At 69.0% G+C, this 12,168-nt stretch carries 9 protein-coding genes; 1 reads left to right on the top strand and 8 read right to left on the bottom strand.

Translation table 11 applies throughout. From position 1 onward, the window contains the following. Positions 1–2,190, bottom strand: a 2,190-nt coding sequence (locus tag ACFFNX_RS07290; protein ID WP_378197178.1) for an ATP-binding protein, incomplete at its 3' end; no start/stop codon positions are given. Positions 2,191–2,386: 196 nt separating this feature from the next. On the opposite strand from ACFFNX_RS07290, the gene ACFFNX_RS07285 reads away from it, so the two are divergent. Then, positions 2,387–2,839, top strand: a complete 453-nt coding sequence (locus ACFFNX_RS07285; RefSeq protein WP_378197175.1) for a hypothetical protein — start codon at positions 2,387–2,389, stop codon at positions 2,837–2,839. A 54-nt stretch (positions 2,840–2,893) separates the two neighbouring features. Here the strand turns inward: ACFFNX_RS07285 and ACFFNX_RS07280 are convergent, their stop codons facing one another. The 7 genes from ACFFNX_RS07280 to ACFFNX_RS07250 all read right to left on the bottom strand — a co-directional run bounded on the left by ACFFNX_RS07280 (position 2,894) and on the right by ACFFNX_RS07250 (position 12,161). After that, positions 2,894–4,831 carry a hypothetical protein gene (locus tag ACFFNX_RS07280; protein ID WP_378197172.1) on the bottom strand — a complete coding sequence of 646 codons (1,938 nt, stop codon included), beginning with the start codon at positions 4,829–4,831 and terminating at the stop codon, positions 2,894–2,896. Positions 4,832–4,981: 150 nt separating this feature from the next. After that, on the bottom strand, positions 4,982–5,371 hold the full coding sequence (locus tag ACFFNX_RS07275) for a hypothetical protein (protein WP_378197169.1): 390 nt from the start codon (positions 5,369–5,371) through the stop codon (positions 4,982–4,984). Positions 5,372–5,646: 275 nt separating this feature from the next. After that, positions 5,647–7,104, bottom strand: coding sequence for a hypothetical protein (locus tag ACFFNX_RS07270; RefSeq protein ID WP_378197166.1), 1,458 nt, complete (start codon positions 7,102–7,104; stop codon positions 5,647–5,649). A gap of 6 nt (positions 7,105–7,110) precedes the next feature. Continuing rightward, positions 7,111–7,515: a hypothetical protein gene (locus ACFFNX_RS07265; protein WP_378197163.1), complete on the bottom strand. Its 405-nt coding sequence runs from the start codon at positions 7,513–7,515 to the stop codon at positions 7,111–7,113. Between the two features lie 84 nt (positions 7,516–7,599). Further along, positions 7,600–8,937 (bottom strand): S8 family serine peptidase, encoded by a 1,338-nt coding sequence (locus ACFFNX_RS07260; RefSeq protein WP_378197160.1) that lies wholly within the window; start codon positions 8,935–8,937, stop codon positions 7,600–7,602. Positions 8,938–9,215: 278 nt separating this feature from the next. Beyond that, the gene (locus ACFFNX_RS07255; protein WP_378197157.1) at positions 9,216–10,454 is read right to left on the bottom strand and encodes a S8 family serine peptidase; all 1,239 of its coding nucleotides are present in this window, start codon (positions 10,452–10,454) and stop codon (positions 9,216–9,218) included. Positions 10,455–10,529: 75 nt separating this feature from the next. Further along, positions 10,530–12,161 (bottom strand): hypothetical protein, encoded by a 1,632-nt coding sequence (locus ACFFNX_RS07250; RefSeq protein WP_378197154.1) that lies wholly within the window; start codon positions 12,159–12,161, stop codon positions 10,530–10,532. Positions 12,162–12,168 lie beyond the last annotated feature (7 nt).

The raw sequence follows: 12,168 nt of genomic DNA, 5'->3' as shown, positions 1-12,168 counted from the left end.
CCGCAGCCACGCCCACTCGGTCGCGGAGGCGAGCAGGTCCGCCTCCCGCAGCTCGTACAGCGTGCAGGCACGGCCGTGGCGGCACTCGTCCCCGCACGCGGCGGACCGCCGTCCGTCGAGCGGCGGCACCGGCCCGGCCAGGGCGCGCTCACGGTCGCGCCCGAGCGGTACGCGGATCCGCAGCGGACGGTCCATGCCGTCCGCGAAGACCGCCGCCACGCCCGGCGGCAGCGACACGACCTCACGCGACTGGTCCTCGTCGAGGTTCATCGCGGCGCCCACGAGCCGGCGGTCGTCGTGGGCGGGCAGCCGGTGCACGACCTTCAGCGCGGTGTTCTTGATGACGTCGGGGACGAGCTTGGTCGGGATCTGCTCGGCCACGACGATGCCCTCGCCGTACGCACGGATCTCGGCGAGCATGCCCGCGAACAGCTCGACCGCGTGGGCGCCGGCGCTGCCCTCGCCGCGGTTGCGCAGCAGCCGGTGCGCCTCCTCGATGACGATGACGTGTTCGAGGTCGCGGGTGCCGCTCTCGCGGCGGGCGCGCAGCCGCAGGTGCTCGACGATCCGGATGATCAGCGTGCCCATGAGGAACGCCTTGTCCTCGTCGTTGGCGACGTCCTCGATGGCGAGCACGACGTTCTTGCCGAGCAGGCCCTCGATGTCGGCCGGGTGCCCGCCCTCGAAGAACCGGCCGGCCGAGCCGATGCGCAGCGACCGCAGGCGTACGTCGACGAAACCCTTGACGTCGGCCATCAGCTCGTTGCCGTACCCGACGTCGCTGATCACCTGGAGGGCGGCCTTCTGCAGCTGTTCGAGGGTCGGCACCGCGGGCTCGATCGCCGAGCCGGGGCGTCCGCGCCCGGTCACGACGTCCCAGCCGTTGGCCTCGTACACCCGCTGCAGGGCCTGCGACATGATCTGTGGGAAGGGCTCCTCGGCGTCGAAGGCGGCCTGGAACAGCGCGCGGACCATGTCGATGTGCGCCTGTACGGGATAGCCGGGCGCGGGCGCGAGCGGGTTGACGGACAGGGGCACCGCGCCGGGGTCGGAGGGGTTCACCACGGTGACGGGCGCGCCGATCCGGCCCGCCATCGCGGCGTACTCCGACTTGGCCGGCTCGATGGCGAGCCACGGGATGCCCGCCTCGGTGAGCTGTTCGAGCAGGTGGCGTACGGTCTGGGACTTGCCCGCGCCGGTCGAGCCGGTGACGAAGACGTGCCGGTTCAGCGTCTGCAGCGGCGCGGTGAACGTGCCGACCTGGCGGTCCTGCCCGTCGAGGACCGCGCCGAGCGCGAGGCTCTCGCCGGCGGCGCCGGCCACCTCGGAGGTCACGTCGAAGTAGCCGGCGTCGAGCACCCGCAGTCCGGGCACCTCACGGCGCGGCAGCCCGGCGAGGGCGGCCAGCGCGCCCGCGGTCGCGATGAACGGCGAGCGCAGGTCCTGATCCTGCGTGTCGACGTGCACGGCCTCGTGGAAGCGGACGGCGCGCTCCCCCGACCGCAGGCGGTACGGGTGGTGGCTCATCTCGGCCGAGCCGACGAGGACGGGGGCGATCTGGTCCAGCTCCCGCGCGGACGCCGCGCCGGCCAGCACGCGCACCCGCCACAGGCCCGCCTCCTGGAAGGCCTCGAGCTCGGCCATCCGGCGTTCGAGGCGCTCGACCGCGAGCTCGTCGTCGCCGCGGCGCTGCACCTGCAGCTCGTACTGCAGGTCGGTGACCTCGTCCTTGAGCACCTGCTCGCCGCACTGCTCGGCGATGACCAGCCAGCCGAACGGCCGGCCCATGAGAGTGACCAGCGTGGACTCGAAAAGGCTGGGTCCGCCGTCCACGCTCGTGGACATGAGCGGCGGCGCCAGCCGCGCCGGACAGCGGCTCCAGGTCATCGCGGCGGCGTCGGCGAGCCAGTCGTCCCCGATCTCCACCCCGCGCGCGCCGTTGGGGAAGAGGAGGCCCTGCTGCGGCTCGGCGGACGGGGTGAGCGGCCCGGCGTTGGTGATCAGTTCGAGCGGCGCGCCGCCGCCGCGCGACATCCATCCGACGACGAACGGGCGGCCGCTCTGCGCCGCCGACAGCACGGCGGGCAGCACCGTGACGAAGTCCCATTCGGCGGAGGCACCGCGCGCCGGCGACAGAATCGCCTGAACCCGGTACCACGGCCCCTGAAGTCCCCCAGCAACCCCTGCCACGCATGCAGGTTTACCGCCCCACGCCCGTTCGTGCCAGGGAAAGCCCGAACCGGGACCCACCACGAGGAAACCCCGCACGTCACCGCCCCACGGCCCGCGCTACCCCCTCTTAACGTTCCGTGACGAACCGATTGCACACCGCGTTTACGGGGGCTAACGTTCCTCACCATCCCCGACATCGACGAGAGGATCTCTCTTGACCATCGAAATGGAAGACATGCGCCGGCGCCTCACCGCCGTCGAGGAGGAGACCGCGAGCCTCCGCGAGTGGAGGGAGCAGGCTCAGCACACGGCCGAGCTGTTCGGGACGCTCGACAAGGAGGTGGCCGACCTCCATGTCGCCGCCGGGCAGCAGCGACACGTCATCAACGCGATCGGTATGACGCATTCCGAGCACCACGCCCAGTTCCTCCGGCAGGCCGACATCCTCGGCGGGCTGGTTCTCGAGGTCGGCGGCATCCGCCGCACACAGGCCGAGCACGGCCGGGTGCTGAGCGAACAGGGCCGGGTGCTGAACGAACACGGGCAGGTGCTGAACGAGCACGGCCGGATGCTGAACGAGCACGGGCAGATGCTCAGGGAGCACAAGCAGTTGCTCACCGAGCAGAGCCAGATGCTGCGCGAGGTGCTCGACCGGCTGCCCGCATAACGCGATCGACGGACCGGGTGCCCGCCGGAGCGGCGGGCACCCGCTGTCGCCGGATCAGCGTTTCTTCTTGCGGAAGTCGAGGCGTTCCGGAGGCGGGCCGAGGTTCGGGGTGTTGCGCGGGGAGCCGTCCGGTGGGGTGATGTCCGGTTTGGCGTGGCGGGCACGGGTCGGACCGGTGGCCTCTTCGTACTCCTGGATGTTGGCCGTGGGCAGCGTCATGATGCCCGGGTTCGCGTCCACGAGGATGATGCGGCGGCCCGTCGGCTCGGGGTGTGTGAAGATCATGGCGGTCGGAGGTAGTTGCTGGAGCTCGTGGGGTTCCACCGCCAGTTCGCGCGAGCCCTTGCCCGCGTCGGCCGCCCGGGAGGTGCTCTGGCCCCACGCGGTCGCGCGGCCGATGCCCTCCGGGAGCTCGTCCTCCGAGGTGCCGGTGTCCTCGAACACCGTCGGCACGGAGCGGCCGACCGTGCTGACGTACGCGCCGCTCTCCGCGTCGGCCGCCACCGCCTCGCTCATCTTGTCGGTGAGTTCGGCGATCTCGAGGAGCTTCTCGGCGCCGATCTGCTCGGCGGCGACGCGGGCGTCCTCGGCGTTGCCGAGCCGCATGAACCCCACGGCGGCGTCGCCGCGGCCGAGCCGCTCCTTCACGTGCGGCGGGATCGAACGGTACATCAGGACCAGGCCGGTCGAGGTCGCCTCACACGAGTCGATGAGGCGGTCCAGCACGTCGCCGCGCAGCTTCTCCGCGCCGCACAGGATCAGCGTGTGGGCCCACGGTTCGCCGTCCTTGGAGGCACGGAGCACGTGGGTCAGCGCGGCGGTGACGTACGTGCCCAGCACCCGGTTGGTGAGCACGCCGGCGCGGCGGTCGGTGGTGATGACGCGCAGCCGGCTCGGCGGGAGCAGCGTCGGGTTGGACCCGAGCTTGTCCAGCTTGCGAAGCTGGGACTCCAGGGCCCAGGCACGTTCGATGACGACGCGGTCGGCGGCACCGCGGCCGAACATCGTGGTGATCTTCGCGAGCTCCTCGTCGGTGATGAGCCCGCTTCGCAGGTCGTCACGCGGATCGCCGACCTGGGCGAGGGCGCGCAGGGCCGCGGTGATGCGCGGGATCGGCGCCCGGCCGCCGAACACGCCCAGGATCCGCTCGAGGATCGCGTTGTCGAAGGACAGGTCGCGGGTACTCGACTGTTCTTCGCTCACGCTCACCACGAGAGAGAGGACGTCGGCGAGCTCCTCCGGACCGAGGCCGTGCGTCAGGTCGAGCTGCGGCAGGTCGCCCGGCAGCACCCAGACGAGCGGTCGCTCGGCCTGGTCGTGCCCGAGCTCGATCAGCTCCTTGGCGACCGCGCCCTCCGACAGGTCCAGGACGGTCACCTGCGAGCCGCCGGCGAGCCTCGCCGCGCCCATCATGGTGACCATCGCCGACCATCCGGAGAGCGTGCCGCCGGCCACGTCCACCCGGCCCACGCCCTGCGGCACGGTGACGGCGTACCACTCGTGCTGCGACTCGAAGGCCTCGCGCCGGTGCTGCCACTCCTGGTACGCGCGGGCGTGCGCGGCGTGCGCCGCCTCCAGCCGACGCCGCCGCTCCTCCTCCCGGCGCTGGTACCGCTCGTGCTCCTCGGCCAGCCGCGCGCGCAACGCGCTTTCGCTCTGCCACATGGAGTATCCGGTGATCCCCGCGATGGCGGCGCACGCCGCGAGGCCCGCGATGGAGAACGCCCACGGGAGCGTGCCGGTGATCCCGAACACGATGAAGACGAGGGCGCCCACGGCCGTGGCGACGCCGACCATCCTCAGCGGCCGGTTGAAGAGGTTCTCCTTCTGCCGCTGCGAGGCCAGCCACTCGTGGTCGACCTTCTCCGACTCCGGAGGCGTCGGGCGCTTCGGCGGAGGCCCGGGGTCGTCGTGGACCTGGGCATAGCGCCAGCCGACGTAAACGCGGCCCGGTTGCAGTAACCGGGCTTCGCGGGCTGTCACATCGACCACGTCCCGTACTTCGTCGGCTTCACTAGGGGCACAGCGTAGAAAGCTTCGCGTGAAGTGGGGTGTGGTTTCAACCGACTAGAGGGGGTGTCGAGTGACCAGGAGTGGCATTACCGGACATATCGCGACAGATGACGACAAGCATCTCCGCTCTCACCACGGCGGCTGCTGGTATCCCTGCTGCTGAGGAGGCTGATTGTAGTCTTGGGGCGCCTGGGCCTGTGGTTGCGGGTATCCCTGCGGCGGCTGCTGACCGCCATACCCCTGCTGCTGCGGATATCCCTGCTGGGGATAACCCGGTTGCTGGGGGTATCCCTGTTGGGGATAACCCTGCTGCTGGTTGTTCCAGGCTCCGTATCCCGAACCGGGTGGCGGAGCCTGCTGCTGCCACGACTGGCCCGGCATCTGACCGTACTGGCTCATGTTCTTCCGCCTGGACCGGCGCGCGATCGCGCCGATGACGGCGACGACGCCGAAGATGATCAGGTAGATGACCAGCCTGATCGGCGCGTAGTAAACGCCGTGTACGTACGCGAGCGGCATCTGCCTCACCAATCTCCTGAGAACGGGAGCGTCCAGCCTGGAGGCTCACCAACGTGCCAATTGGACTGCCGGCCATGGCGGTCGGTTCCCCTGATAAGCCGCCTCACCGCGCATCGTACGCCGACGCGGTCATGCGGTACATGCCGCGCCATTTTCCCGATATTCGCCGAGCGACGGGGACGAACGGCCGGCGGCCTTCCCATCTGACCGTCAGTGGCCAGCCGCCGGCCGTCCTCTTCGCGTACCCGGGCGTGGACGACAGGGCAGGGCGCGCGTCACTCGCCCTTCCGTCCGATGACGGGCGGAGCCACCTCGTCGCTCGAAGCCCAGAAGTCGTGGTCCTCGGGCAACCAGGTGCCACGCTCGCGGTCCTGCTGTTGCTGCCCCTGCCCCCCGCCCATCATCGGCGGGACCATCCCCGCGCCGCCGCCGGCCCGGGTGGCGTTCGCCGCCGTGGCAGCGGTCGCCTCCTCGGCCTCCGCGGTGGCGGCCGCGGTGTTCACGGACCCGCGAGCGCCGATGGTGCCGTCCGGCCCCGTGGCGCTCGGCGTCTTGATCCCCAGTGGGTTCGAACCCTTCGGGCCGAGGCCGCCGCCCCCGAGGCTCGGAGACCTGATCAGACCGGGCGTGAACGGATTGTCGCCTCCGCCCAGCCCGGTCGTCGGCCCGGGCCCCGTGTTCGGGTTCGTCAGCCGGGTCCCGCCGCCGTCACCGAGGTTCGGCGGAGTGTCCAGGTTCGTGCCGCCGGGGTTGTGCAGGTGACTCGAGTTGTCGACCCCCGACAGATCGGTACCGCCCGTGGTGTGTGAACCACTGTGATCGATCACGCCGGCGGGGCTCGTGATGCTCGGGTGGACCCCCGAAGGGACGGGCACGTGATGCGTGGTGCTCGGCGTGCTCGGCGCACTGGGCACGTGGCTGTGCGGTGTCACGGGCGGCGTCGTCGGCTTGCCATGGTCGCCGGTGTCCTTGACCGGATCCGGTGACTTGGGAACGTCCGCGCCGGGCGGGAACGACAGATCCAGCGAGTACGGGAGGAGGTCGTATGACGAGGACACATTCGTGTTGTGCTCCGCCAGTTTCTTGCGCGCCCAGTCATCGCGGAACGCCTTCATGGCCACCTGCTCGGCGTGCCCGAGGTTGAGCTCGTCCTGTTTGGTGTGGTTGGCACCTTGTAGCGCGGGATACTTGTCGTAGTTATTGGTCTTCCATTCGCCGTCCATGTAGACGCTGGTCGCGCTGTCCAGGGTGTGGTCGCTGCCGTCGAACCACTTCGTGAACTTCGGCAGCACGTCGTCACCATGGGCCTTGATGGTGTAACCGGCCTGCGCGGAGGTGTCCATCAGCTGCTGGGCCGACTGGTACAGCAGCGTGAGCTGACGCTGGGCCTCGGGCGCGGCCGTCGCTCCACCGCTCCAGGCCTCGTGCAGTTGCCTCCCCATCTCCATGATGAACTCGGTCAGGGTCATCTCGCCCTTGTTGGGCAAGTTGATCTTGTTGAGAGCGTTATTGAAGTCGAGGAAGGCCTGCCCCACCTGTGAGACGTTCTTCGGCTTGGCCGCCTTCGCGAACGCGGTGATCTCCTCGGCGGTGTGCTGAACGTCGTCGGCCGGCGGATCGTCGGCCTTCAGCAAGGCCCAGTAGGACTCGTAATTCGCCTCTCCCCCGCTGGCGTTGACGGAGATGACCTGGTCGGACTTGTAGCCGGGGAGGTTCGGTTTCTGCGTTGTCAACCCGGCTCACTTCCAATCGTTGGTCTGCTGAACCCGCTGTTTGTTGTCGTCCTCGGTGCTGTAGTGCTTGTCCCTGGTCCCCTGGACCTTGGTGATCAGGTCGGACCAGGCACCGAGGAATGCGGTGACGCCGGTCTGCAGGCGCTCGGTGGCCTGCTGACCGTCCTTGCCGAGTCGCTGACCGGTCGGCGGCCCGAAGTCGCTGACGTTGATGTCCTTGGGCAGGTGCTTGGCCGCCACCTGAAGGGCGGTGTGCGCGTTCTGGAGATAACCCAGAACGTCATCAAGCTTCGAACCGTTGTACTTGACCTGCTTGTCCCAGTCCTTCTGGCTCTGACCGGAGTCAGCCGCCAGACCAGGCCAGTCGTCGTTACCCCACGGGTATTTCGGCCCGTCATCGAGGTGTGGCATATCGCCTCACTTTCAGGACTCCGTCCATGACTTGGACGCAGGAGACATGTTCAGAATTCCATGCGTGTCCGTCCAGCAGCGGCCTCACCGCCCCTTTGTCTCGTCCGGCGGCAGGAACTGCGGCCGGCCGCTGTGCGGCGACGGATGACCGGCCGATGAGGCCGGCCGATGAGGGGTGGCGTCCGGCGCCGGATCACCCGATGACGGCGGACCCGGGCGCCGGCTCCTCCTCCGGGCACGCAGCCCGAAGAACACGACCACAAAGATCACGACAATCGCCAGGAGCGCCACGAGGATCGGCGTTCCCCAGCCCGCTCCCCCCTGTTTCCCGCTCGCCGCCAGTGGCGTTGAGGCGGGGGCGGACCGTCCGCCGTCGCGGGCCTGCGACGCGTCGAAACGTTCGAAGACCGGGTTCGGCGCGTTCGCCGCCACCGGATACTCGTTCTTCATCATCGCGTGGTAGATCCGGATGACCCCGTAGCCGGTCGCGCTGTCCTTGCCGGGCTCGCCGACGTCCTTGGCCGTCGCGGAGATGCGCTGGACGACCTCGCGAGCGGGCATCCGCGGGTTGGCCGAACGGATCAGAGCCACTCCGCCGGCGGTCAGTGCCGACGCCTGGCTGCTGCCCCAGCCGTTGGGGTAGTACTTCCCGCTCTGCCCGACCCAGCCGACGCGCACTCCGGGCGCGGCGACCGTCACATAGCTCTGACGCTGGGTGTTCTTCCATGGCTGGGCGTACTTGTCGATGGCACCGACCGCGAGCACGCCCGGGCACGACGCGGGGTACTCCGGGGCGTTCGCGGCGTCGCCCTCGTCACCGGCCGCCGCCACGATGACCACGTCGTGCTGGATCGCGTTCGCGATCGCGCTCTTCACGAGGCCGGGACACTCGTCGATCTCCTGGTCCGCGTCCGCGGCGACCGAAATGTTGATCACCTTGGCGCCGTGGTCGGTCGCGTACCGGATGCCTTCGGAGATGACCTGCGCGGCGTCGGTGGTTCCCGTGCTGTGCGACACGCGGACCGGCAGCAGTCTGGCCTCCGGAGCCACGCCCGCGAACCCGGAGTTGCCCCCGCCCTGTCCGACGATCAAGGCGGCCATCGCCGTGCCGTGACCGTCGTTCTTCTTGTCGAAGTCGGTACGGCCGTCGGTGCCCTGACCGGTGGTGTCCCCGCCGGGCAGGACCGCCCCGGCGAGCTCGGGAAGGCGCGCGTTCACTCCCGAATCGAGCACCGCGACCGTCACGCCGGCGCCGCGGGTGATCTTCCAGATGTCACTGATGGCCCACGGCGCGAACCACCACTCGTCCGCGCGATGACGGGGGGTGAGGGCACCGGCCGGCGAGGCCGACAGCACCGTCAGTACGAGAGCCGCCGTGACGGCGAGCAGACCTCTCGTCCGGCGCAGTGCGGAATCCACCATCACGTCACCGCCGCCCGGTCATGAACGTCATAGGACAGAAAGGAAAAACGCGTAGGGTGAACGGCCGCCTGGGCGCGGTAATGGCCGTACGCGCACGCGACCGTCATCTGCTCCGCCGATCTCCCGAGAATGGACCGTTAGCCTGAATGCTCACCTTCGTGCCCATTAGACCACCGGCCGCGGCGATCGGTTTCCCTATTAACCAACCCAATCGGGCATCGTACGCCGCCGTGTGAACGCGGTACATACGGCACCGTCCCCCGGCGATCGCGTACGGCTCAGTCGCCGGGGCGCCGGGTGGCCCGATCCGCGGTCGTCGAGTCACGTGGCGACGCCGGGCCCGATGATCCGCTCCGCCGGGCGTACCAGGCCGCGCCGACGAACGCGAGGGCGACCACGATCGAGAGCAGCGAAAGGACCTCCGCGAGGATGTGGCTGTGCTTCTGCGGAGGACTGCCGGAGGATGCCGGGCTCGACGCTTCGCCACCCGGGTGCTGCCACTGGTCGAACCGTTGGTAGGGAGGATTCGGCGAACCGGACGAGACGGCGTAGCCGGTATCCACCGCCCGATCGACGCGCACGATGCCGTAGCCGGTCTGAGGGTCGTCGCCCGGCGCCCCGACGTCCATGGCCGTGCCGATGAGCCGATGGACGACCTCGCGGGCCGGCATCGTGGGATTGGCCGCCCGGACGAGAGCGGCCGCCCCCGCCACCAGTGCGGTTGAGTTACTCGTCCCGTCCGAATGCGGATAGTAGTAACTCGGGTTCTTACCGGTCGTGGGCATGTCCACGCCGGGCGCGGCCACCGACACGTAGTCCTGCGCCTGCGTCCGCTTCCACGGCCGCGAGGACACGTCGGTCGCGCCGACCGCGAGCACCCCGGGGCACATGGCCGGAAACTCGACCGAGTTGTCGGCGTCGCCGGTGTTCCCGGCCCCGGCGACGAGCACCACGTCGTGTGCGACGGCGTAGGCGATCGCGCTCATGACCTCCGACGGGCACCCCGACGTCGTCGGGGCCGCGAGCGAGATGTTGATGACCCGCGCGTCGTGGTCCACCGCGAACCGGATGCCCGCCGCCAGCGGCTCCGCCAGCCGGTCCGTCGTGATGTCGCCACCGGTCACGTCGACAGGCAGAATCTTCGCCCGCGGCGCTATTCCGACGAGCCGGGTACGGCCACCGCCCTGACCGGCGATGAGCACGGACATGCTCGTGCCATGCCCGGTCTTGTCGAAGTCGGTACGGCCGTCCGTTCCCCGACCGGAGGTGTCTCCGCCCGGCAACAACGCGCCCGCGATCTCCGGCATCGTCCCGTTGACCCCACTGTCGAGCACCGCGACCGTGACGCCCTGGCCCTGCGTGGTCGGCCAGACCTTCTGCTCGACGTTCCACGGCGAGAACCACCACTCCGACGAGCGGGGAGAAGGAACCGCCGCCGCGGCCGGGAGCGCCGGCGCGACGGCGACGCTCAGCGCGCCCAGCGCGACGAGCGTCCTGCGAAGAGCACGCACCGGCACGGTCGCTCCCCGTGCCACCGGCGACCGGACCGTCCGGCGGTTCACCGGCCCGCAAGATCGACGCAAGCGACGGTCCTATCCGATGAGAGGCGGAGCGACGTCGTCGTCCGACTCCCAGATGTCCTCGTCCTCCGTCAGCCAGGCGCTCCGCTCGCGGTCCTGCTGGCTCTGCCCGCCCATGCCACCGGCCATCGGCATCATCGGCATGTACCCCGCGCCACGAGCCGCAGCCGCGGTCGCCGCCTCCGCCTGCTCCGTCTGGAGTGCCCGGGACGCGTTGGCCGCCGCCGCCTCGTTGACGCTGCCGGCCGAGACCCGCCCGGTGTTCTGACCACCGATGACCCCGCTCGACGGGGTGGAACCCGAACTCGAGTTCGGCAGACCTCCGCCGTAGCCGGGCACCTTGCCACCGCCCAGGCCGGGGATCTTGGTGCTGCTGCTCGGGATCTTCGAGCTGCCCGGCGTCGTCGGAATGGGAGTCGGCGTGCCCGTCGTGGGGACGTTCGGCGTGGGGTACCCGGTGCTCGGATTGTTCACCGTCGGCTGGTTGGTCGACGTGTCACCGGTCGGGAACGTCGTGCCGGTGGGTATGGGGTTCGTCGGATTGTTGATCCCCGACAGATCCGTGCCCCCGGGAGAGTTGGTGGAGGGAGTATTCGGGATGGGAGTGACGCTTCCCGGATTTTTGGGCGAGGTGTACGGGGAAGCCGCCGGGTTGTAGTTGGGCGTATTCCCCAAGTCCGGAGACCGGGCCCCCGGATTCGTTGGATCCGCCGTGGGAACTTTTGTCGGATCCTTCGTGGGATCTTTTGTCGGGTCCGGTTTATTGGGATCTTGAACACCGGGATCCTTCGGCTGCGGCGGCAGCGTACCCGGTGGCAACTCCAAGGTCATGTAGCCCGGCATCGCGGTGTAGGTGTTATTGATAGTACCGGTGCGCCCTTGAATCTTGTTGATACTATCGGCGTCAGCCTTGGAGAGCTGTGTCGTAGAACTGAGAGTCGTCGTATTGTCGATCGCAGTAGGCGGGCGGTCCTTGTTCGCGTCCTTCTGCGGAATGTAGTTGAGGCCGTTGTGATCCAGCAGCTTCTGCCGGGCCACGTTGTCGACGATCTGCCGATACGCGATGTCGGTCGGACTTCCCGCCGCCGGAGCGTTGTCGCTGATCATCCCGTTGTAGTCGAAGTCGTGGTCCGGATCGACGTAGATCGCATCGCCCCCGGAGGCCTTAATGACGTCGGCCTGGAACTGACTGGTGCCGGAGCCGGTGGGAATGAACCCCAAGAACTTGCTGTCGTCCTTCTGGAAATAGTTCTTGAGGTGTTTCAGGCTGCCGTCACCGTCGTCCTCGCCGTGGCCCTTCAAGGCCATTGCCAGCATGTCGGCAGAGTCGATCAGCTGTTTGGCGGACTGCCACAGCATTGACAGTTGCTGCTGACATTCCGGCGCGCCGCTCTTCGGCCCGCCCCACGCGTTGTCGAGATCGGTCGCACACTGCTTGATGAACTTCAGCAGGTCGTCGTCCCCAACAAACTTGTTCTTGAAGTCCTCGTAGGCTTTGCCTGCCGACGCGATCTTATCCGGGTCGCTGTCCAGCGCCCACTGCCGGATATCCTGGGCGCTGTATCCCCACTCGTCGTCGACGGGAGTGTCGGCCTTGAGAGGGCCGCCATACATCTCACCCTGGACTTTGCCCGGATCGCCCATCAGACAC

Origin of the sequence: Actinoallomurus acaciae (assembly GCF_042429965.1) — a bacterium.
Lineage (GTDB): Bacteria > Actinomycetota > Actinomycetes > Streptosporangiales > Streptosporangiaceae > Actinoallomurus > Actinoallomurus acaciae.
The sequence above is the reverse complement of the archived record's forward strand: the minus strand, read 5'-3'. Positions and strand labels throughout refer to the sequence as shown.